Annotated in this window: 22 protein-coding genes; 15 read left to right on the top strand and 7 right to left on the bottom strand. The window is 72.8% G+C overall.

What is annotated here, in order from left to right; genetic code table 11:
• Window positions 1-199: 199 nt before the first annotated feature.
• A complete protein-coding gene (locus ACFYSC_RS10450) occupies window positions 200-1,318 on the top strand; it encodes an Lrp/AsnC family transcriptional regulator (protein ID WP_389959496.1) in 1,119 nt (372 codons plus the stop codon).
• A gap of 156 nt (window positions 1,319-1,474) precedes the next feature.
• Window positions 1,475-2,677 carry a cytochrome P450 gene (locus tag ACFYSC_RS10445; protein WP_389959493.1) on the top strand — a complete coding sequence of 401 codons (1,203 nt, stop codon included), beginning with the start codon at window positions 1,475-1,477 and terminating at the stop codon, window positions 2,675-2,677.
• Window positions 2,678-2,782: 105 nt separating this feature from the next.
• On the opposite strand, the gene ACFYSC_RS10440 is transcribed toward ACFYSC_RS10445, so the two are convergent.
• From ACFYSC_RS10440 to ACFYSC_RS10425, 4 genes are all read right to left on the bottom strand, one after another.
• Window positions 2,783-3,679: a haloalkane dehalogenase gene (locus ACFYSC_RS10440; RefSeq protein ID WP_389959491.1), complete on the bottom strand. Its 897-nt coding sequence runs from the start codon at window positions 3,677-3,679 to the stop codon at window positions 2,783-2,785.
• Between the two features lie 62 nt (window positions 3,680-3,741).
• Complete coding sequence (locus ACFYSC_RS10435) at window positions 3,742-4,323, bottom strand: TetR family transcriptional regulator C-terminal domain-containing protein (RefSeq protein WP_389959488.1); 582 nt, start codon at window positions 4,321-4,323, stop codon at window positions 3,742-3,744.
• Window positions 4,324-4,476: 153 nt separating this feature from the next.
• The gene (locus tag ACFYSC_RS10430) at window positions 4,477-5,457 is read right to left on the bottom strand and encodes a polyprenyl synthetase family protein (protein ID WP_389959485.1); all 981 of its coding nucleotides are present in this window, start codon (window positions 5,455-5,457) and stop codon (window positions 4,477-4,479) included.
• Between the two features lie 86 nt (window positions 5,458-5,543).
• Window positions 5,544-6,425: an NAD(P)-dependent oxidoreductase gene (locus ACFYSC_RS10425; protein ID WP_389959483.1), complete on the bottom strand. Its 882-nt coding sequence runs from the start codon at window positions 6,423-6,425 to the stop codon at window positions 5,544-5,546.
• An 87-nt stretch (window positions 6,426-6,512) separates the two neighbouring features.
• Between ACFYSC_RS10425 and ACFYSC_RS10420 the strand changes: the two genes are divergently transcribed.
• The 3 genes from ACFYSC_RS10420 to ACFYSC_RS10410 all read left to right on the top strand — a co-directional run bounded on the left by ACFYSC_RS10420 (window position 6,513) and on the right by ACFYSC_RS10410 (window position 8,467).
• Window positions 6,513-7,142, top strand: coding sequence for a TetR/AcrR family transcriptional regulator (locus ACFYSC_RS10420; protein ID WP_389959480.1), 630 nt, complete (start codon window positions 6,513-6,515; stop codon window positions 7,140-7,142).
• Between the two features lie 165 nt (window positions 7,143-7,307).
• Complete coding sequence (locus ACFYSC_RS10415; RefSeq protein WP_389959477.1) at window positions 7,308-8,009, top strand: TetR/AcrR family transcriptional regulator; 702 nt, start codon at window positions 7,308-7,310, stop codon at window positions 8,007-8,009.
• A gap of 116 nt (window positions 8,010-8,125) precedes the next feature.
• Window positions 8,126-8,467 (top strand): DUF6204 family protein, encoded by a 342-nt coding sequence (locus tag ACFYSC_RS10410; RefSeq protein ID WP_389959474.1) that lies wholly within the window; start codon window positions 8,126-8,128, stop codon window positions 8,465-8,467.
• A gap of 89 nt (window positions 8,468-8,556) precedes the next feature.
• Here ACFYSC_RS10410 and ACFYSC_RS10405 read toward each other — a convergent pair whose 3' ends face one another.
• Window positions 8,557-9,585, bottom strand: coding sequence for a GDP-mannose 4,6-dehydratase (locus ACFYSC_RS10405; RefSeq protein WP_389959471.1), 1,029 nt, complete (start codon window positions 9,583-9,585; stop codon window positions 8,557-8,559).
• Window positions 9,586-9,837: 252 nt separating this feature from the next.
• Between ACFYSC_RS10405 and ACFYSC_RS10400 the strand changes: the two genes are divergently transcribed.
• The 5 genes from ACFYSC_RS10400 to ACFYSC_RS10380 all read left to right on the top strand — a co-directional run bounded on the left by ACFYSC_RS10400 (window position 9,838) and on the right by ACFYSC_RS10380 (window position 15,413).
• Window positions 9,838-11,118, top strand: coding sequence for a glycosyltransferase family 4 protein (locus ACFYSC_RS10400; RefSeq protein WP_389960305.1), 1,281 nt, complete (start codon window positions 9,838-9,840; stop codon window positions 11,116-11,118).
• Window positions 11,119-11,247: 129 nt separating this feature from the next.
• The gene (locus tag ACFYSC_RS10395; protein ID WP_362935062.1) at window positions 11,248-11,961 is read left to right on the top strand and encodes a methyltransferase domain-containing protein; all 714 of its coding nucleotides are present in this window, start codon (window positions 11,248-11,250) and stop codon (window positions 11,959-11,961) included.
• Window positions 11,958-13,010: a prenyltransferase gene (locus ACFYSC_RS10390; protein WP_389959467.1), complete on the top strand. Its 1,053-nt coding sequence runs from the start codon at window positions 11,958-11,960 to the stop codon at window positions 13,008-13,010. The genes ACFYSC_RS10395 and ACFYSC_RS10390 overlap by 4 nt, the downstream gene beginning before the upstream one ends.
• A 253-nt stretch (window positions 13,011-13,263) precedes the next feature.
• Complete coding sequence (locus tag ACFYSC_RS10385) at window positions 13,264-14,334, top strand: enediyne biosynthesis protein UnbU (RefSeq protein WP_389959465.1); 1,071 nt, start codon at window positions 13,264-13,266, stop codon at window positions 14,332-14,334.
• The gene (locus tag ACFYSC_RS10380) at window positions 14,331-15,413 is read left to right on the top strand and encodes a polyketide synthase dehydratase domain-containing protein (RefSeq protein ID WP_389959462.1); all 1,083 of its coding nucleotides are present in this window, start codon (window positions 14,331-14,333) and stop codon (window positions 15,411-15,413) included. The genes ACFYSC_RS10385 and ACFYSC_RS10380 overlap by 4 nt, the downstream gene beginning before the upstream one ends.
• Here the strand turns inward: ACFYSC_RS10380 and ACFYSC_RS10375 are convergent.
• Window positions 15,320-15,967, bottom strand: a complete 648-nt coding sequence (locus ACFYSC_RS10375; protein ID WP_389959459.1) for a class I SAM-dependent methyltransferase — start codon at window positions 15,965-15,967, stop codon at window positions 15,320-15,322. The two genes, ACFYSC_RS10380 and ACFYSC_RS10375, sit on opposite strands and share 94 nt — an antisense overlap.
• Window positions 15,968-16,094: 127 nt before the next feature.
• Between ACFYSC_RS10375 and ACFYSC_RS10370 the strand changes: the two genes are divergently transcribed.
• The 3 genes from ACFYSC_RS10370 to ACFYSC_RS10360 are packed head-to-tail and all read left to right on the top strand — an operon-like array spanning window position 16,095 to window position 17,860.
• A complete protein-coding gene (locus tag ACFYSC_RS10370; RefSeq protein ID WP_389959456.1) occupies window positions 16,095-16,559 on the top strand; it encodes a pyridoxamine 5'-phosphate oxidase family protein in 465 nt (154 codons plus the stop codon).
• A 10-nt stretch (window positions 16,560-16,569) separates the two neighbouring features.
• A complete protein-coding gene (locus ACFYSC_RS10365; RefSeq protein ID WP_362935044.1) occupies window positions 16,570-16,764 on the top strand; it encodes a ferredoxin in 195 nt (64 codons plus the stop codon).
• Between the two features lie 10 nt (window positions 16,765-16,774).
• Window positions 16,775-17,860, top strand: a complete 1,086-nt coding sequence (locus ACFYSC_RS10360; protein WP_389959451.1) for an alcohol dehydrogenase catalytic domain-containing protein — start codon at window positions 16,775-16,777, stop codon at window positions 17,858-17,860.
• Window positions 17,861-17,943: 83 nt separating this feature from the next.
• On the opposite strand, the gene ACFYSC_RS10355 is transcribed toward ACFYSC_RS10360, so the two are convergent.
• Window positions 17,944-19,329, bottom strand: a complete 1,386-nt coding sequence (locus ACFYSC_RS10355; protein ID WP_389959448.1) for an MFS transporter — start codon at window positions 19,327-19,329, stop codon at window positions 17,944-17,946.
• Window positions 19,330-19,453: 124 nt separating this feature from the next.
• Here ACFYSC_RS10355 and ACFYSC_RS10350 point away from each other — a divergent pair, with 124 nt between their 5' ends.
• Complete coding sequence (locus ACFYSC_RS10350; protein WP_389959445.1) at window positions 19,454-20,350, top strand: helix-turn-helix transcriptional regulator; 897 nt, start codon at window positions 19,454-19,456, stop codon at window positions 20,348-20,350.
• Between the two features lie 186 nt (window positions 20,351-20,536).
• Window positions 20,537-21,250 carry a type II toxin-antitoxin system RelE/ParE family toxin gene (locus ACFYSC_RS10345; protein ID WP_389959443.1) on the top strand — a complete coding sequence of 238 codons (714 nt, stop codon included), beginning with the start codon at window positions 20,537-20,539 and terminating at the stop codon, window positions 21,248-21,250.
• The last annotated feature ends 56 nt before the right edge of the window (window positions 21,251-21,306 follow it).

Genomic DNA, 21,306 nt, shown 5'->3' with positions numbered 1-21,306 from the left:
CCGTCCCGGAGCCGCGCCGTGCCCGTCCCCGGAAACGCGCCGCGCCCGTGGACGGGCGGGGACACGGGGCGGCGCGCGGCCGGGCCGTACGGTCCGGCGACCGTTCGCGGGCCCGTGGGTTCTGTCCGCGTTCCCCCGCCGGGGGTGATCACGAAGCCGTACGCTTGCGGCGACCCGTTCCCCCCATGAGGATGACGCCATGCAGCCACTCGGTGAAGCCGATCTGCGGGTGGTCGCCGCCCTGCAGGTGAACGGGCGGGCCACCTGGGACCGCATCGGGCGCGTGCTGGGCGAGCCCACGCGCAACGTCGCCAGGAGGGCGACCCGGCTGATCGACTCGGGTGTGCTCTCGGTGATCGGGCTGGTCGACGACCGGCGGCTCGGGTCGTCGGTGCTGCGGTTGCGCTGCCGTCCCGGGACGGTGATCGACGCGGGCGAGGCGCTCGCCGAGCTGCCCGAGACCCGGTTCGTCGCGCTGGTGTCGGGTTCGGTGGACTGCACGGCCGAGCTGTCCGTGGCCGACGACGCCATGATCGACCTGCTGTTCCGGGGCATCCCGTCGATCGACGGGGTGGTGGAGAGCGTCGCCTATCCGGCGCTGCGTTACTTCAAGACCCCCCAGGAGTGGCACCTCGACGTGCTGACCCCGCAGGAGGTGGAGGGGCTGCGCGAGCAGTGGGCCCCGCTGCCGGGCCGCCTGCAGCGCCCGCGCGAGGCGCCGCCGGCCGAGGACGCGCGGATCATCGCGGCGGTCGTCACCGACGGCCGCGCCACCCACGCGGAGGTCGCGTCCGCCGCCGGGATCAGCGAGTCCACGGCCCGCCGCCGCCTGGACTCCCTGCTGCGCCGGGGGATCCTGCGCATCCGCGCCGAGATCGAGCCCCCCTACCTGGGACTGCCGGTCGAGGCCGTGCTCTGGCTGCGGGTGGCCGAGTGCGAGGTGGAGGCGGCCGGGCACGCGCTGGCGGCTCTCCCGCAGGTGCGATACCTGGTGGCGGTGGCCGGCGACCACCAGCTCGTGGCGCACGTGGTCGTGCCGGGCCGGCCCGAGCTGTACGAGTTCCTGCGGGGCATCGGCGGCCTGCCCGGCATGCGGGCGATCGAGACCACGGTGGTGCTCCGGCCGCTCAAGCGCGGCTTCATGATCAAACGCGACGGCCGGGTGGAGCGCTGGGTCGGCCCGATCGGGACGTACGGCGGAACGCCGGGAGGGAGCGCGGAGGAACGCCGGGAGGAGGCCCGGAAACCGGTGGAGGACGCGGAGGAACGCCGGAGGGAGACGCGGAGGCCGCTCCTTGACTCGCCCGGCGGTACATAATAGAACGCGTTACAGCAGGCGCCCCACCAAGCGCTTGATCGGTTAGGTCGGCGGGGCGGGCGGGCACGCCCGTCACCCGCGGCGTGGCGCACGTCGTCAGCACGTCGTCAGCATGACGCCCCGCGAGGACGCGCGGGCGATTCCCCGGGGAGGGCCATGGACATCAACCTCGTCGACCAGGATCTCTACGCGCGCGAGGGCGCACCCCACGACCAGTTCGCCTGGCTGCGGGCCAACGACCCGGTCCACCGGCACGGAGGCGGCGACCCCGGCTGGCCCGACTTCTGGGCGGTCACCAGGCACGCCGACGTCGTGCAGGTCTCCCGCCGTCCCGACCTGTTCTCCTCCAGCAGGAAGCTCGCGCTCTTCGACGAGATGCCGGAGGAGCAGCGCGAGTTCCAGCGGATGATGATGCTCAACCAGGACCCGCCGGAGCACACCCGGCGCCGTTCACTGGTCAACCGGGGCTTCACCCCGCGCGTCATCGGCGCCCTGGAACAGCACATCCGCGACATCTGCCACGCCCTCGTGGACGAGGCCAAGGGCCGCCCCTCGGTCGACTTCGTCCGGGACATCGCCGCCCCGCTGCCGCTGTACGTGATCTGCGAACTGCTCGGCGCCCCCGTCGAGGACCGCGACAAGCTCTTCGGCTGGTCCAACCAGATGATCGGTGCCGAGGACCCCGACTACGCGGCCGACCCCGCCGAGGGACGCGACGCCGCCGCGGAGGTCTACGCCTACGCCAACCGGCTCGCGGCCGAGCGCCGCGAGGATCCCCGCGACGACATCATCACCAGGCTCCTGCGCCCCGACGACGACGGCGAGGTCCTCGACGAGAACGAGTTCGACCTGTTCGTGCTGCTGCTGGTGGTGGCGGGCAACGAGACGACCCGCAACGCCGCCTCCGGCGGCATGCTGGCGCTCTTCGAGCATCCCGAGCAGTGGCGGCGCCTGGTCGCCGACCCCTCGCTGGCCGGCACCGCCGCCGACGAGATCGTCCGCTGGGTCTCCCCGGTCAACCTCTTCCGCCGTACGGCGACCGCCGACACGGTGATCGGCGAGCAGGAGGTCAGGGAGGGCGACAAGGTCGTGGTGTTCTACACCTCCGCCAACCGCGACGAGGACGTCTTCGCCGACCCGGGGACGTTCGACATCGGCCGCACCCCCAATCCCCACATCGGCTTCGGCGGCGGCGGCGCCCACTTCTGCCTCGGCAACCACCTGGCCAAGCTGGAGCTGCGGGTGCTCTTCGAGGTGCTGGCCGAGCGGCTGCCGAACCTCGCCCAGGCGGGCCCGGCCCGGCGGCTCCGCTCCAACTTCATCAACGGCATCAAGGACCTCCCGGTCACCGTCTCCTGAACCCCCGCGGCCGGCCGGGGAGGCCGGCCGCGGCACGGGCTCCGGGCGGGCCGGGCGGCGCGGGGCCGCTCCCCCGTCCCCCGCGTCCCGCGTCCCGCGTCCCGCTCAGAGGTTCCGCAGGAAGTCGGCCAGGGCGGCGCCGATCTCGTGCGGTGAGTCCTCCTGCACATAGTGGCTGCCCGCCACGGTGACCTCGCGCTGCGCGGGCCAGGTGCGGGCGAACTCCAGCGCCCTTCCCACCAGCAGCGCTCCGGGCCGCGCCGACACCAGCAGCTTGGGCACCCGGCTCGTGGACAGCCAGGCGCCGTACGACTCGACGATCTCCGTGACGTCCTCGGGCGTTCCCTCGATCGGCAGCTCGCGGGGGAACATCAGCGTCGGGACGCGCGAGTCCGGGGTCGGGAACGGCGCCCGGTAGGCCGCCATCTCCTCTTCTCCCAGCGGGCGCAGCACGCTTTTGGGCAGGACCGTCTCCACGAAGAAGTTCTCCTCCAGGACGAGGCGCTCACCGTGCGCCGACCGCATCGCCCGGAACAGCGCGTCGCGGCCCTCCGGGAAGTCGCTCCAGAGCCTGGGCTGGACGATGGCCTCCATGTAGGCGATCGCCCGCACCCTCTCCCGGTGCCGCTCGGCCCAGTGGAAGCCCAGCGCGGAACCCCAGTCGTGCAGCACCAGGGTGACGTCCGCGTCCAGATCGAGCGCGTCGAACCAGGCGTCGAGGTGGCGGACGTGGTCGGCGAACCGGTACAGCCCGTCCGGCGCGGGGCCCGAGTCCCCCATGCCCACCAGGTCGGGCGCCAGGCAGCGGCCCTGGTCCTCGACGTACGGGATGACGTTGCGCCACAGATAGGACGACGTCGGGTTGCCGTGCAGGAAGACGATCGGCGCGCCCTCCCCGACGTCGACGTAGCTCATCTCGGTCCCGGCCACGCTGACACGGCGGCGCGGGTGGGGGTCGGCGGCGGGGATCTCCGGGCGGATCCCGGCGGGTGCGGAGGTCATGACGAACGGCCCTTCGGGGGAGACGGGAGAAGACTTCAGGGGAGACCGGGGGAGAACGGACGTCAGCGCAGCACCGACGAGAACACGATCCGCTTGAAACGTTCGAGCGGCTCGGCGCCGCGTTCGACCTTCATCCGCAGGATCGCGCCCTGCCACGAGGCGAGCAGGAAGTCGGCCAGATCGAGCGCGGGCAGGTCGAGACGGATCTGCCCGGCCGCGGCGGCCTCCTCCAGGCAGTCGGCGAACGGCCGCCGCCATTCGGAGAAGATCTCCGACAGTCGTGTGCGCAGCGCCTCGCTGTGCTCGGCCGACTCCAGGCTCAGGTTGCCGATCAGGCATCCGTCACGCCAGCCGCGCTCCTCGAACCGGGCGGTGATGGCGTCGAAGTACGCGCGCAGCCTCTCCACCGGCGGCAGGTCGCCGTCGCGCAGGGTGGTCTCGACGAGCACGCCGACATCCGCGAAGTACCGGTCGAGGATCTCCAGCCCGAACGCCTCCTTGGACGCGAAGTGGTTGGTGAAGGATCCCTGCGGCACTCCGGCCGCCGCCGTGATGTCGCGCACGCCGGATGTGGTGAACCCGCGCCTGCGCACGGTCTCCAGCCCTTCGCGCAGGATCTGCTCTTTGTTGGATGTCCTGGCCATGGCAATCAATATGTACGACCGTATTATTCGTGTCAACCCGATGCCGCCTGGACGCTCCGGGCCCGGCCGGCGGGCGGCGTGCGGCCGGATCCGTGGCGCCCGGCCGGGCGGACCGTCCCGCTCCGCCGGCCCCGATCCCGGCCCCGGTCCCCTTCACCGCGCCAGCAGGGACTCCGCCCGGTCGACGTAGGCGCCGGGCAGTGCGTACAGGGCGGCGGCGACCTCCGGGTCGGCGATGGCGGGCAGCGCGGCCAGGGCGTCCGCGGCGAGGCCCCGGCAGTACTCCAGCGTGTCGCCGACCATGCGGCCCTCGCGCAGGCGGGCGAGCAGGAACGTGATCTCCTCCTCCGTCAGCCGCCTGCCGAGGAAGGACCGCAGCTCCCCGCGGTCGTGCCGGAGTGCCAGCAGCAGCGGCAGGGTGTAGACGCCCTGCCGCAGGTCGTTGCCGACCGGCTTGCCCAGCCGGTCGGCGGTGGAGGCCAGGTCCAGCAGGTCGTCCAGGACCTGGAAGAGGACGCCGAACCGCTCGCCGTACGCCGCCATGGTCCACCCCTCCGGGTGGGCCACCGCGCAGCTCGCCCGGAACAGGGAGGCGGTCTTGCCGGTGATGGACCGCAGGGCCGCCTCGGGGGTGCGCCCGGGGTCGAAGAGGTCGGCCGTCTCCTGGAACTGCCCCTCGGCGAGCTCGACGACCACCGCGGCGAGCGTCCCGGCCACGTGTTTGGAAGCCGAGGTCAGTGCGGCGAGCCAGGCACGGGCGAGCATGAAGTCGCCGACGACCAGCGCCCGGGCGTCGCCGAGTTCGGCGTTGAGGGTCCGCACCCCGCGGCGCTGCGCGGCGCCGTCCATGAGGTCGTCGTGGACCAGCGACCCGGCGTGGACCAGCTCGACGCAGGCCGCCGCGGTGACCGTCCGGCCGTCGATCCGCCCGCCCAGGGCGAGCGCGGTCGCCAGCGTCAGCGCGGCGCGCAGCCGTTTGCCGCCCGCGCCGGTGATGTGACCGGCCGCCCGGTTGACGAGCGGCAGCCGCGAGGAGGCGCTCAGCCGCCGGATGCGCTTCTCCACCCGCGCCAGCCCCGCGGAGACGGCGGGGACGGCGAGGATCTCCTCCGGCCGCACGGCGTGGACGGGCATGGCGCCTCCTCATGGCTCATCTCATCGACCGCCTCCACGGTGCCGGATGGTCGCTGAGGCGACGCTGAGCGCCGCTGAGACCCCTCTCAGCCCGCGTGCTCCGGGGCCTTCCGCATCACCTCGAACAGGCTGGTGAAGCTGGAGTCGCCGTGCCCGGCCGCCACGCCCCGCCGGAAGATCTCCAGGACGGCGCCCGGCAGCGCGACGTCGACGCCGGCCGCGTGGACGGTGTGCGTGACGTGCTCGACGCTGGCCACCCCCATGGCCAGCCGGTCCACGTCGCCGGGGTGCTCTCCGGCGTCGATCCGCGGCGTGTAGAACTCCATGAACCCCGGGACCGACGCCGCGGTCCGCGCGGCGTACGGCAGGAACTCCGCCGCCGTGATGCCGTTGGCGTCGGCCGTCGCGAGCGCGTGCAGCCAGCTGAGCATCGAGGTCCAGAAGATGTCCATCTGGAGCTGGTAGTACAGCGCCGCCAGACCCGGGTCCTCTCCCCGGTAGTCGGCGCCGGTCAGCACCTCCAGGGTCGGGCGGTGCCGTTCGAACACCTCCCGCGGGCCGCTGTAGAAGGTGGAGGAGGCCGGGTCCCCGATGCCGGACGGCGGCACCTGCACGCCACCGGTCAGCTGCCGGGCGCCGTGGGCGGCCAGCCACTCCGCCCCCTTCCGTGAGCGGTCCGGGGTGTCGGAGCTCAGGTTGACGATCACCTTGCCGGCCAGGTGCGCCGCAGCTGGTTCGAGGATCGCGTACATCGCGTCGTAGTCCGTCAGGCTGAGGACCGCCACCTCGCCCGCGGCCAGCGCGTCGCCGACCGTGGCGGCCAGGATCGCGCCCCCGGCCACCAGTTCGCCGGCCTTCTCCGGGGTCCGGTTCCACACGGTGACCTCGTAGCCCCGGTCGAGGAACACCCGCGCCATCGCCCGGCCCATCGGCCCGAGCCCGATGACCGTCACCTTCCGCACGCTCATCGCGCATCCCTTCTAAAACGAACGTTCTATTCAGGGAGGACCGTAGCACACCTCTAAAACGAACGCTCTATTCGGTAGAATCGCCGGATGAAGACCAGCGCACGACAGCGCGGGGCGGCCGGCCCGCACGGCGCCCTCGGCACCCGCGACCGGATCGTCCGTACCGCCTCACGGCTGATGCAGCGGCAGGGCTACGACGGCACCGGGATCAAGCAGATCTCCCAGGAGGCCGAGGCCACGCTCGGCTCCGTCTACCACTTCTTCCCGGGCGGGAAGCAGGAGCTGGCCGTCGCCGCGATCCGGCACGGCGAGAAGGAGTTCGCCGACGAGCTGCGGGAGACCCTCGACGGCGAGGACGACCCGGCCGAGGCCGTCGTCGCCTGCACCCGCAGGCTCGCCGAGGGCCTACGCGCCTCCGACTGGGCGGACGGCTGCCCGGTCACGGCCACCGCCCTGGGTACGGCGGGCCGGGTGCCCGACGTGCAGCGGGCCGCCGCCGAGGCGTTCGCCCACTGGCGGCGGCTGGTCTTCGACCGGCTCCGCCTCGCGGGCCTGGCCGAGGATGACGCCCACGACCTGGCGCACACCGTGATCAGCACGCTGGAGGGCGCCGAGCTGGCCGCCCAGGTCTCCCGGGACGACCGGCCGCTGCACGCCGCCGGACGGCACCTGGCCCGGCTGATCGACCTCCACCGGCCCGGCGCCGCGCGCTCCTGACCGGACGGCGAACGCGCCGGACCACCGGACGGCCGGCGCCTGGCTGTCGGGTACCGAGCGGCTCGCGAGGCGGCCTCCGGGCGGAACGGCGCATCGACTGCGAAGCCGGAGGCGAACCGGGAAATAATTTGCAGTGGACTCCAAGTTTGCAATACGTTCCACCATGTGGCCGATGGACTGAGGGAACGCAAGAAACGCCGGACGCGGCGGCACATCTCCGAGGTGGCCATCACGCTGTTCGTGGAGCGGGGCTTCGACCGCGTCACGATCGTCGAGGTGGCCGAGGCGGCCGAGGTGTCGGTCAACACCGTCTACAACCACTTCCAGACCAAGGAGGACCTCGTCTTCCCACCCGAGGAGGCGTCCGCGGAGCGGCTGGTCGAGATGGTGCGGGACCGCCCGCCGGGTGAGCCGGCCGCGCGGGCGATGCTGTCCGTCCTCCGCGCCGAGTTGCGCCGCGGGGACCGCAGGGTCGGCCTGGCCCACGGCTTCGGGCGCTTCCTGGAGATGACGCGCGCCGCCCCGACCCTCGTCGCCCGGCTGGAGGAACTGGCCGGGCGGATGGTCGCGGCGCTCGCCACCGTGCTGGCCGAGGAGACGGGCGCCGCGCCGGACGACCCGCTGCCGGGTCTCGTCGCCTCCCAGCTCGGCTGGGTCCACGAACAGGTCCTCCGGGAGATCGGCCGGCGTGCGGCGGCCGGGGAGGATCCCGGCGTCACCGCCGAGGCCGCGCTGACCCTCCTCGACGCGATCGAGGGGCTGCTCGGCGAGGCGGTCCTGACGTACGCCCCCGGGGGACCGGGGGGAGACACCGGAACCGCCCGGCACGCCCCGGAAAGACCGTCCGGGGAGACCGAAGACGCCTGAGGCGCCCGGTAGGGCCGCCCGGAGAGTTCTCACACGTCCCGGGAGGCCGCCCGGAGACGTTCCGTGAGCCCCCGGCGAACCGTCCGGCGGGCCTTCCGACGACGAAGGATGACGACGTGGCAGAGCACACGTTCCGCGTGACCATTCGCGGCAGGTTCGACGGGCTGGGCGACGACGACCGGGCCTCGCTCCTCGCCGGGGTCGGCGACCTCGACCCCACCAGGATCGCCTTCACCGACGAGGGCACACTGGTCTACGACCGGAGCCTGTCCTGGTTCGCCTTCCGCTGCCAGGTGTACGGCGACGCCGGCGACGGTGAGGCCGCGGACGTCGCGGACGCCGAGCGGGCCGCGCTCGACGCCCTCGCCGCGCACGGCTACGGCTTCCGGGACACGCAGTCGACGGTGACGGACATGAGCGCCGTCCCGATCCGCAGGAAGGGCCGCCGGACGGGCTGACCCGGGCCTTCCGCAGACCCCGGCCCTTCCGGGGGCGTCCGGACCCTTCCCGGCCCTCCGGAACCCGGGGCGTCCCCGCTTCGGCCGGGTCAGGGCCAGGAGGAGTCCTGGCCGGGGTCGCCGCCCTCGGACAGGAGCCTGACGTCGGACTCGACCATCATCGCGACGAGCTCCTCGAAGGGGACCGTGGGCTCCCAGCCGAGCTGCACCCGGGCCTTCTTCGGGTCGGCGCAGAGCAGGTCCACCTCGGCGGGGCGGTGCAGGGACGCGTCGCACACCACGTACCGCTCCCAGTCGAGGCCGGCGGCGGCGAAGGCGGCGACCACCAGGTCGCGGACGGTGTGGGTGCGGCCTGTGCCGATCACGTAGTCCTCGGGCGCGTCCGCCCGGAGCATCAGGTGCATGGCGCGGACGTAGTCGCCGGCGTAGCCCCAGTCGCGGCGGGCCTCCATGTTGCCCAGGCGCAGCTCGTCGGCCAGGCCGAGCTTGATCCTCGCCACGCCGAGGCTGACCTTGCGGGTGACGAACTCCGCGCCCCGGCGCGGGGACTCGTGGTTGAACAGGATCCCGGACACGGCGTACATGCCGTAGGACTCGCGGTAGTTCTGGGTGAGGAAGTGCCCGTACGCCTTGGCGACGCCGTACGGCGAGCGGGGGTGGAAGGGCGTGGTCTCCGTCTGCGGGGTCTCGCGGACCTGGCCGAACATCTCCGAGGACGACGCCTGGTAGAAGCGGATCTGGCCGGAGCCGGCCGCCGTCCGGGAGGAGGAGACGCCGGAGCAGACCCGGATGGCCTCCAGCATGCGCAGCACGCCCATGCCGGTGACCTCGGCGGTCAGCTCGGCCTGCTCCCAGGACATGGGGACGAACGAGATGGCGCCCAGGTTGTAGACCTCGTCGGGCTGGACCTTCTCCACGGCGGAGATCAGCGATCCCTGGTCGAGGAGGTCACCCCGGACGAGCCGGACGTCCTGCAGCAGGCTGCGGACCCGCGAGACGCGCGGGTTGGCCTGGCCCCGCACCAGGCCCCAGACCTCGTAACCCTCGCCCAGCAGGTGCTCGGCCAGGTAGGAACCGTCCTGCCCGGTGATGCCGGTGATCAGTGCGCGCCTGGCCAACGCGTCCTCCTTGCTGGTGGATGAGACTTTTGCCCCTCATATGGCGTGTGACGGCGAATGTACCGTCCTGCCGTCGGCATGGGCATCATGCCGACCGCGCCATAGCTAGAACGCGTTACATAGAATAATGCTCTGTCGCCCTGACATCGCAGATGGGACCGGGTGCGACGGACTGCGGGAACGATTACACCTCGGGTCGGCGAGACCTACTGAATGGTAGGGTCCGGAGGGAAAGGTCGTCTTTCACGGTACCTGTCCCCTTCCGGACAGGATAAGGAAGGGGTCGCCGTGCCAGGGGCGGATTCGCTGCGCGTCGCGCTGCTGTCGTACCGCAGCAAGCCGACATGCGGTGGCCAGGGCGTCTACCTGCGCCATCTCAGCAGGGAGCTGGTCGCTCTCGGCCACCACGTCGAGGTCTTCTCCGGCCAGCCCTACCCCGAACTCGACGAGGGCGTCATCCTCAACAAGGTCCCCAGCCTGGACCTCTACCGCGACGAGGACCCCTTCCGCACCCCCGGCCTCCGCGAGTACCGCGACTGGATCGACCTCCTGGAGGTCGGCGCCATGTGGACCGCCGGCTTCCCCGAGCCGCTGACCTTCACCCTCCGGGCGTACCGCGAGCTGAAGAAGCGCGTCGGCGACTTCGACGTGGTGCAGGACAACCAGACGCTCGGCTACGGCCTGCTCGGCATCCAGAAACTCTTCCCGGTGGTCGGCACCATCCACCACCCGATCAGCGTGGACCGGCGGATCGAGCTGAAGGCCGCGTCGGGACGCAAGCGGCTGTCGCTGCGACGGTGGTACGGCTTCGTCCGCATGCAGGCCAAGGTCGCCCCCCGGCTGAAGCCCATCCTGACCGTCAGCGAGTCGTCCCTGGCCGACATCCACCGCGACTTCAACGTGCCCCAGGCCAACATGCGGCTCATCCCGCTCGGCGTGGACACCCGCTACTTCCACCCCCGCCCGGACATGCCGAAGCGGCCCGGCTCGATCGTCGCGGTGGCCAGCGCCGACTCCCCCATGAAGGGCGTCGCGACGCTGCTGCGCGCCGTGGCGAAGCTGGCGACCGAGCGCGACGTGAACCTCACCGTGGTCAGCAGGCCGACCCCGGGCGGGCCGACCGAGAAGCTGGTCGCCGAGCTGTCCCTCCAGGACCGGGTGCGGTTCGTGCACGGCATCTCCGACACCGAGCTGGGCGAGCTGATCGCCACCTCGGAGATCTCGGTCGTCCCCTCCCTTTACGAGGGCTTCTCGCTGCCCGCCGTCGAGCACATGGCCTGCGGCACCCCGCTGATCGCCAGCCGTACCGGCGCGCTGCCCGAGGTGGTCGGCGACGCGGCCGTCCAGGTGACGCCCGGCGACCCCGAGGAGCTGGCCGCCGCGCTGCGCCGCCTGCACGACTCCCCCGAGGAGCGGGCGGCGATCGGCAGGAAGGGCTACGACCGGGCCATGGAGCGCTACACCTGGAACGTCGTCGCCCAGCGGACCGTGGACGCCTACCGCGAGGCCATCCGGGCACGCCGCGGCCGGTGACGTCCCCGCCGCCTCACCCCCCAGAACCCTCGGAACCCTGAAAGCCCCGAACCCCCCGGAACCCCTCGGACCAGAGCCTTCGGGCCCTGACCATCCCTCCACCCCCGACCATCTGAAGAGGAGCGGCGAGTGCTGACTGTCGACTTCGGCCGGCTGCCCGTCGGACCCGGAACCCGGGTCCTGGATCTGGGCTGCGGCGCCGGGCGGCACGCCTTCGAGGTGCTGCGCCGGGGCGCCGACGTGGTGGCCTTCGACATGGACGCCAAGGAGCTCGAAGGCGTCGCCACCATGTTCACCGCCATGGACAAGGCCGGAGAGGTGCCCCCCGGCGCGACGGCGCGGACCGTGACCGGCGACGCGCTCGACATGCCGTTCGAGGACGCGGGCTTCGACCGGGTGATCGCCGCCGAGGTGCTGGAGCACATCCCCGATGACATGTCCGCGATGCGGGAGATCCTCCGTGTGCTCAAGCCCGGCGGCCTGGCCGCCGTCACGGTGCCGAGCTTCCTGCCGGAGCGGATCTGCTGGGCCCTCGACGAGGCGTACCACACGGCCCCCGGCGGGCACGTCCGCATCTACACGCTCGCCGAGCTGAGCGCCAAGCTCAAGTCCGTCGGCTTCGAGATCGGCCCCCACCACCACGCCCACGGCCTGCACGCGCCGTACTGGTGGATCAAGTGCGCGGTCGGTGTGGACAACGACGACCACCCGCTGGCCAAGGCGTACCACGAGCTTCTCGTCTGGGACATCATGAAGCGCCCGGCCGCCACCCGGATCGCGGAGGCCGTCCTCAACCCCCTCATCGGCAAGAGCGTGGTGCTCTACGTCCGCAAGCCCGCATGAGCGACTCCGTCATGGAGTGGGGGCGGGTCGTCCAGACCGCCCGGAGCATCGCGGCGCTGCAGGAACCCGACGGCGGCGTGCCGTGGCCCGAGGGGCACGTGGACGCCTGGAACCACGTCGAGTGCCTGATGGCGATGAGCGTGGCGGGACTCACCGGACCGGTGCGCCGCGGCTACGACTGGCTGGCCCGCACCCAGCGGGCCGACGGCTCCTGGCCGATGAAGCTGGTCGGGGGCCGCGCGGCCGAGCACGGCGGCGAGTCCAACCACGCCGCCTACGTCGCGGTCGGCGTCTGGCACGAACTGCTGGTCACCGGTGACGAGGCCTTCGCCCGTGAGATGTGGCCGGTCGTCCGCGCCGCGCTGGACTTCGTCGTCGGCCTGCAGACCACCCGGGGCGAGATCGTCTGGGAGCGTACGGCGAGCGGCGAACCCGCCGGGTACGCCCTGCTGACCGGGTGCGCCTCCATCCACCAGGGACTGCGCTGCGGTGTGCTGCTAGGCGAGCGCCTGGGCGACCCGCAGCCCGACTGGGAGCTCGCGGCCGACCGGCTCGGCCACGCCCTCGCCGCCCACCCCGAGGCGTTCGCCGACAAGAGCCGCTTCTCGATGGACTGGTACTACCCGATCCTCGGCGGCGCCGTACGCGGTGAGGCGGCCCGGACACGGCTGGCCGAGGAGTGGGACACGTTCGTCGTGCCCGGCCTCGGCATCCGCTGCGTCTCCGACCAGCCGTGGGTGACCGGCGCCGAGTCGTGCGAGCTGGTGCTCACCCTGGACGCCCTGGGCGACCGGGAGCGGGCGCTGCGGCTGTTCGCCGACATGCAGCACCTGCGGCACGAGGACGGCTCCTACTGGACCGGCTGGCAGTTCGTGAACGGCAGGCACTTCCCGGACGAGCGCTCGGCCTACACCGCCGCGGCCGTCGTGCTCGCCGCCGACGCGCTGGACGGCCGCACACCCGCCGGGGGCGTCTTCCGGGACGCGGGCGGGTACACGGACCGCCCCACGGCGGGCTGCGGATGCAGCCACGCGGGCTCGCGGGCCTGACCCGCCTTCCGGCCCCGCGGGCTCCGGTTCCGGTCGTCCCCGCCTCCGCGAACCCCCTGGATCGCAGGCTCCGGTTCCGGCCGTCCCCTGCCTCCGCGGACTCCCTGGACCACGGGGCCCCGGCCCCGGCTGTCCCCGCCCCCGCAGGTCCCGTTCCTGATCCGTCCCGAGCCCTCCAGGCTGGCGTTTTCTTTGCCGGGCACCCGAAACGCGGTGCTTGAAGGCCCGGATGCGCCTTACTACGTTCGGGCCTGTGAGCGATGCGGAGGGTGCCCGGACGGGGGTCGCCGGACTCCCGCCCGCGAGGGCGCGGCGGACGGCGCTGCGCTGCCTCGCCGGCTCGCTCACCCTGGTGACCGTCCTCGGGCACCTCGTCCCCGGTTTCGAGCAGCCCTGCCTCGCACCGGTCGCGGGCACGGCCACCGGCGTCGCCGCCGAGTTCGCCCTGGAGAGCCTGGACGCGTGGGCGTACCTGCGCAGGCCCCGCTACCTCCGCCTCCGGAGCGGACGGAGGGGCGGGACGCTCGACTTCTTCCTGCCGTCGTACGTCACCGGCCTGCTCTGCGCGATGTTCCTGTACGGCGGGGGCCGCCTGTCCCCCGTGGTGATGGCCACGCTGGTCGGTGTCAGTGGCAGGTACGTCCTCCGGTTCCGCGGGACGGGCGGGCCCGTCCTGAACCCCGCGGCCCTCGGCACGGCCACGGTGCTGCTGCTGTGGGCCGGCACGCCGCCGCCGTACCGGTTCGCCGCGGGGGTTCCGGGGCCGTTCGACGTGGTGGCGCCGCCGGTCGTGCTGGGCCTGGGGGTGGCGCTGCACGCGGGACTGACCGGCAGGCTGCCGGTGCTCGCGGGCTGGGCCGGCGGGTTCGCCGCGCAGGCCGTCGCGCGGGGCTGCCTGTCCGGCGTCTCGGTGATGGACGCCCTGCTGCCGATGACCGGCCCGGCCTTCGCCCTCTACACCGTCTACGTGGTCGCCGACCCGGAGACGACCCCCGCCGGCCGCCGCGCCCAGGTCGTGTTCGGCGCGGCCACCGCCACGGTCCACGGCCTGCTGGTCGCGCTGGACGTCCTGGGCGTCGCCCACGGGCCGTTCCTCGCCCTCGTGGCCGTCTGCGCCTGCCGCGGCGCGCTCCTGGCCGTGCGGGCGCGGAGGAGGCGGCGCGCGGCCCGGCCCTCCGCCGTCGCCCCCGCGCCCTCCCCAGTGTCCGTCGCCACGGCTTCCCCGGGTGTCGCCGTACCGGCCGGAGGCGCCGTCTCCCTCGCCGTCCCCGGATCGGCGGGCGGCCCGGCGGAGTCCGGGGTTCCGGCGGGTCGCGGCGGATGAGCACCGGGACCGCAGGGGCCGCCGGAGCGGGCGGGGCGAGCGGGGACGGCCGGGGACGCTTCCTGACCGGGGCGCGTGTCCACGTGCCCGGGGTGGATCTCGTCGCCGACAGCCGCCTGTCCCTCGCCGGCGACCCCTACCTTGCCGACTACCGCGTCGACGGCCGCGCGACGCTCCCCGCCGTGGTGGCCCTGGAGGCCATGGCGCAGGCCGCGTGCGCGCTCGCCGGACGGCCGCTGGACGAGATCACGCGGATGGCGTTCGACCGGCCGGTGGCCGTGCCCGACGACGGCGGCGCCGTGATCCGGGTGCGCGCCCTGCGGTGCGGGCCGCTGATCGAGACGGTGCTCCGCTGCGAGGAGACGGACTTCCACGTCGACCACTTCCGCGCCGCCTTCCCGCTGGAGCCGACCGACGGGACGCTGGAGGTCCCCCGGCTCGGCCCGGACGGCCCTCCTCTGGAGGCCGCCGACCTGTACGGCGCGGCCGGCCTCCCCGGCGGCCCGGCGTGCTTCCCCACCGGCCGGTTCCGCCGGGTGATCCGGCTCACCCTGGCCGGGCCGCGGGGCTGCCGGGGCGAACTGCGAGGCGACGACGCCCTGGGCTGGTTCGGCGCCGGGTACGGCAGGCCGGTGCTGGGCAGCCCCGGGCTGAACGACGCGGTGATCCACGCGTTGCAGGCATGCGTGCCGCGTCACCGGCTGCTGCCCTCGGGGGGCGAGCGCCTCCTGGTGCGGCCCTCGCAGGGGGACGTCCGGCTGCACGCCGTCGGGCGCGGCCGCCGGGGGGACGAGCACGTCTGGGACGTCACCGCGACCGACGTGCGGGGCCGGCTGGTGGTGGCGTGGACCGGACTGCGGCTGCGGGAGGCGGACCCCGCGGGGTGGGAGCCCCCGCCGGAGGCGGCGGGGGAGCCGGCCGGAGGACCCGCGGAGCCGCAGGAGCCGGAGTCGGAGTCGGAGGAGGAGTCGGAGGAGGTGGAGGGTCAGCCGGCGCCGGGAGCGACCCTCTCCAGCACGCGCAGCGAGCCGGTGTGCCTGACCTCCTTGAACTCCCCGGAGGCGAGGACCCGCTGGTAGACCCGGTACGGCGCCTGCCCGCCGTCGGCCGGGTCGGGGTAGACGTCGTGGAAGGCGAGCGCGCCGCCCGGCATGACGTGCGGCGCCCATCCCTCGTAGTCCCTGGTCACCGGCTCCTCGGAGTGCCCGCCGTCGATGAAGAGCATCCCCAGCGGGGTGTTCCACAGCGCCGCGACCCGGTCGGAGGCGCCGACGACGGCGATGACCTCCTCCTCCAGGCCGGCCGAGGCGATCGTCTGGCGGAAGGTGGGCAGCGAGTCCATCTTGCCGAAGCGGTGGTCCATCAGCGAGGGGTCGTGGTAGGCCCAGCCGGGCTGGATCTCCTCCGAGCCGCGGTGGTGGTCGACGGTGACGACGACGGATCCCGCCTGCCGCGCCCCCGCGCCGAGGTAGATCGCGGACTTGCCGCAGTAGGTGCCGATCTCGCAGATCGGGCCGCGCGTGCCGTACTCGGCGGCGGTCTCGAAGAGGGCGAGGCCCTCGGCGTCGGGCATGAAACCCTTGGCGCGCCGGGCCGCGCTCCGCAGCTCGGCGGGCATGGTCGGGATGCTCATCGGGGCAGCCTACCCAGAACCGGCATCTTCCCGACGAACAACCCGTGACGCCGTGTCAGCCCCAGAAACCGAACAACATTCCAAACAACCCTTGCCCGCCCCTGTGCCCCATGTTCTACTTTCCTCCGTGAACCAGCGCGCCCGCATCGCGATGGCGGAGGACGAGGTCACGGCCTTCGTCGCCGCGTCACGGAAACTCCAGCTCGGCACGATCAACCCGGACGGGACGCCGCACCTGGTGACCATGTTCTACGGGCTGACCGGCGGCAGGATCTCCTTCTGGACGTACGGCAAGGCCCAGAAGGCACGCAACATCGAGCGGGACGCGCGGGTGACCTGCCTCATCGAGGCCGGTGAGGACTACTTCGACCTGCGCGGCGTCCTGCTGTACGGCACCGCCCGGCGGATCGGCGACCCCGAGGGCGTCCTCGGCGTGGGCATGGACGTGGCGCGCCGGATGGCCGGAATGCCCTCCGACGACGAGGCCCTGCGGGGCTACGTCGAGGAGACCGGCCGCAAGAGGGTCGCCTTCGTCGTCGAGCCCGGCCGGGTGGTCTCCTGGGATCACCGTAAGCTCGCCTCACCGGCATAAGGAGGTCCCCATGAGAATCACCGTCGACTACATGGTCTGCGAGGCCAACGCCGTCTGCACCGGGCTCGCCCCCGAGGTCTTCGAGCTCGACGACGACGACCAGCTGCACCTGCTGCTGCCCGAGCCGCCCGCGGAGCTGTCGGACCGGGTCCGGCACGCCGCGCGGTCCTGTCCCAAAGCCGCCATCTCCCTAGCGGAGAACTAGGAGGATCCCCATGCGTGGTGCGCTTCTGCACGCCGTCGGCGACGACAAGCTGGACATCCGCGACGACTTCACCCTCGCCCCGATGGGCCCGACGGACGTCCGGATCAAGGTCAGGGCGACCGGCGTGTGCCACTCCGACCTCTCGGTGATCAGCGGCGTGCTGCCCATGCCGCTCCCGATCATCCCGGGCCACGAGGGCGCCGGAGAGGTACTGGAGATCGGCGACCACGTGACCTCGGTCCAGCCGGGCGACCGCGTCATCGTCAACTGGACCCCGGCCTGCGGCCACTGCTTCAACTGCCTGGCCGGCCAGCCGTACCTGTGCATGACCTACGTGATGGAGAGCTTCGTCAACGCCCGGTTCCGCTACGGCGGCGACACCCCGGCGTTCGGGATGGCCGGGTGCGGCACCTGGTGCGAGGAGATCGTCGTGCCCTGGCAGGGGGCGATCAAGGTCGATCCGGAGATCCCCTACGAGATCGCGGCGCTGATCGGCTGCGGCGTCACGACCGGCGTCGGCGCGGCGCTCAACACCGCCAAGGTGCGGCCCGGCTCGACGGTCGCGGTGGTCGGCGCCGGCGGCATCGGCCTGTCGATCATCCAGGGGGCGCGGATCTCCGGCGCGACCACCATCCTGGCGATCGACCCCCTCGAGTCCAAGCACGAGCTGGCGAAGAAGGTCGGCGCCACGCACGCCGTCACTCCCGACCAGCTCCAGGACGCCGTCGCCACGCTGACCGGCGGCCACGGATTCGACCACGGCTTCGAGGCGGTCGGCAAGTCCGCCGCCATCATGACCGCCTGGCAGGCCACCCGGCGCGGCGGCGACATGATCGTGGTGGGCGCGGGAGCCGTCGACGACACCGTCCCGCTGAACGCCTTCAGCCTCCTGTTCGAGGGCAAGAACATCCTCAGCTCGATGTACGGCGGGTCCGACGTCCGGCACGACTTCCCCTTCCTCGCCGGGCTGTACAAGGCCGGCAAGCTCGACCTGGAGAGCATGATCAGCGCCCGGATCAGGCTCGCCGACCTCAACGACGCCGTGGCCGCCCTGCGCGGCGGCGAGGTCCTGCGCCAAGTGGTCGTCCTGGACTGACGACCTGGACCGACGGCCCGGCGGGAACACCGCTGGCGAGCGGGTCCCTCACCGGACCCGCTCGCCGCCGGCCAGGCGGTCCGTCAGCCACGGCCGCGCGACAGCGTGAGGGCCGCGGCCGTGGTGGCCGCCAGCGTCACGGCCGCGACGCACAGGGCGACCCGCAGATCCGCGACGAACCCGCTGCGGTCAGCGACCAGGGCCCCGAAGACGGCCACGGCGAGCGCGCCGCCCGCCTGCCGGAAGGAGTTCAGGATCCCGGCGGCCGTCCCGGCCCGGTCCGCGGCGACACCGTCCAGCAGGACGGCGGTCAGGGAGGGCACGACGAGGCCCATGCCGAAGCCGGCCGGGACGAGCATCACCGCGATCACCGTCACGCCGGTCCCCTCGTCCATCCAGAGCAGACCGGACAGCGCCAGCGCGAAGACCGCCTGCCCCAGGGCGATCGGCACCCGCGGCCCGAAGCGCGCCGCGACCCTGGCCGAGACCAGGTTGGCACCGGCGATCACGGCCATCATCGGCAGGAACACCAGCCCGGCGGCCATGGCGGACAGGTTCAGGACGTCCTGCAAGAACAGGCTCAGCACGAACACCAGCCCGTAGAAAGCGGCGCTGGCGACGAAGCCGATCACGACCGGGACCGTCACCGCGCGCGACCGGAAGAGGCCCAGCGGGACCATCGGCGCGGCGGCGCGCGCCTCGATCACGACGAACGCGGCAGCCGCCACCGCGGCGAGCCCCAGGCAGCCCAGGACCACGGGCTCATCGAAGCCGTTCTCCCCTCCGTCGATCATCCCGAAGGTGAGGGCCGCGAGCGCGACGATCGCCGTGAGCTGGCCGTACGGATCGAGCGACGTGGCGCCGCGCGGCGAGCGCTCCACGCGCGCCAGCACCGCGAGGGTGGCGACGCCGACGGGCAGGTTGACGGCGAAGATCGCCCGCCAGCCCAGGGTCGCGGACAGCACCCCGCCGGCCACCGGGCCGGCGGCGACCGCGGAGGCTCCGCCGACGGCCCACAGCGCGATGGCCCGCGTCCGTTCGGCCGCATCCGGGAACGCCTGCCGGACGAGGGCCAGCGAGGAGGGAAGCATGATCGCCGCGGCGCTCCCCTGGAGCAGCCGGGCGGCGATCAGCTCGCCCAGCCCCGGCGCCAGTCCGCAGGCCGCCGAGGCCACCGTGAAGAGCGCGACGCCGGCGCCGAACGCGCGGCTCGCCCCGATGCGGTCGGAGAGCGTGCCCGCGGAGAGCAGGAGCGCGGCGGACATCAGCGTGTAGGCGTCCACGATCCACTGCAGCCCCGCCGTGCCCCCGCCGAGGGTCCGCCCGATCCCGGGCAGCGCCACGTTCATCGCCATGGCGTCGAGGTTGAGCATGAAGGTGCCCATGAGCGCGGCCGCCAGGATCGGCTTCGGTGCGGCCGTGCGTCGCCGGGCGCCCCGTGGCGCGCGGGCCGGTGCGATGGAGGTCATCCGCCCAGGCTGGCGCGGCTCGCCAGGGTGAGGCAGACCGCGGTCCTCCGGGGTGCGCCAGAGGGGGTGTGACAGGGCCTGGCTCCGGGCCGGGCCCGTGACCGTCCACTGGCAGACTGAGGACATGACCGAGTTCGGGAGGTTCCTGCTGGCTCGCCGCGGCGGCATACGCCCGGAGGACGTCGGACTGCCCGCCGGAACCGGCACGCGCCGTACGCCGGGTCTGCGCCGGGAGGAGCTGGCGGCGCTGGCCGGTGTGAGCATCGACTACTACGTACGCCTGGAACGCGGCAAGGAGACCCGCCCGAGCCCCTCCGTCGTCGAGGCGCTGGCCGACGCGCTCCGCCTCGACGAGGAGGAACGCGGCTTCCTGCGCGAGCTGGCTGCGCGGGCGGCGCGGCGCGCGCCCGAGCCCCGCCCCCTGCCGTCGCGGCGGGTCCGCCCGACCGTCATGCGGCTGCTGGAGACGCTCCGGCCCAACCCGGCGTACGTCCTGAGCCGCACCAACGACCTTCTGGCGGCCACCCCCGGGGGCCTGCGGCTGCTCCACGGCATCGCCGACTGGCCGGAACGGCAGCGGAACACCATCCGGTACACCTTCCTGCACCCGGCCGCCCGGGACCTGTGGGTGGACTGGGAGCGGAAGGCCAAGGGGTGCGTCGCCCAGCTGCGGGCGATCGCCGGCGCCGACCCGGACGCCCCGGACCTCGCCTCGCTCGTGGGCGAACTGATCGTGAAGAGCCCCGACTTCAACCGGCTCTGGGAGCGGTACGAGGTGCACACGATCGGCGACGGCACCAAGACGCTCCGGCACCCGGAGGTCGGCACGATGACGCTCTCGCACGAGGGGCTGTCCCTGAACCGCGCGCAGGGCCAGCGCCTCGTCGTCTACATGGCGCCGCCCGGCAGCCCGGACCACGACGCGATGACACTCCTCGACCTCACCACCCCCGATCCGCCCGGCGCCTCCGGCGGTTCCGGCGGGACGGCGTCCGTCTCATCGTCCAGGGGACAGCGCTGACCGGAGCCACCGGATCGGCACGGCGGCACGCGCAGGACGGCGCCCCGACCCCTTCGCCCGGCGAGAACCGGGACACCACCGGTTCAAGCTACGCGGAGGAGGTTCGCCCAATCACCCTCTGTCACAGTCGCCATGGAAGCAGGCTCCTCATCGAGTTAAGGCTATCCTTGAATTCCGGAGGCTTCCGTGACATGGACGGTGAAGGTCACAGATGAGTACGCCGCCTGGTTCAGAACTCTGATCAAGGAGGATCTCGATTCAGCGACCCAGGTCGCACAAGCCGTCACGGCTTTGCGCGAAGAAGGACCCACGTTGGGCAGGCCGCTGGTCGACCGGCTCAAAGGAACAGGCCTCCACCATCTGAAGGAACTACGCCCAGGGTCACGGGGTCGCTCAGAAATCAGAATCATCTTTGCATTCGATCCGACCAGGGCCGCCTTGCTGCTACTGGGCGGTGACAAGGCGCGGAACTGGGACCGGTGGTACAAGGAGAACATCCCCATCGCCGTCCGGCTCTACATGGAATACAGGCGAGGACGAGGAGTGAGCATGCCCGAGCGGACGCCCGGAGACTGGGAAGACCTGGAGCGGGAGCTGCACGCGGCCGGAGTCGATCCCGCCGAGATCGAAGCGGGCGCGAAGCGTCTTCTGGCCGAAGCCAGAGGTCATCAGCTGGCCGGGGCACGCAAGCAACTGGGGCTCGGCCAGAAGGACGTCGCAGCGGCGATGAACGTGAGCGTTGCCCGGGTCTCCCAGATCGAACACGGCGAGGTCACCTCCATCGAGGTCATCGCCCGCTATGTCGAAGCGCTCGGCGCTCGGCTCGACCTGGTCGCCGACTTCGGCGACCGGACCTTGCGGCTGCCCGTATCCGAGAGGTCTGTGGACAGCGCCGCCTGATCGTCCCGTTCGTCGCGGGCGGATGGCACGGCGGCCGCCGCCGTACTCCGTCTCCG

This window comes from Streptosporangium sp. NPDC004379, assembly GCF_042873875.1.
Taxonomy (GTDB): Bacteria; Actinomycetota; Actinomycetes; order Streptosporangiales; family Streptosporangiaceae; genus Streptosporangium.
Note: the sequence above shows the minus strand (reverse complement) of the source record. Positions and strands in the feature narration are given on the sequence as shown.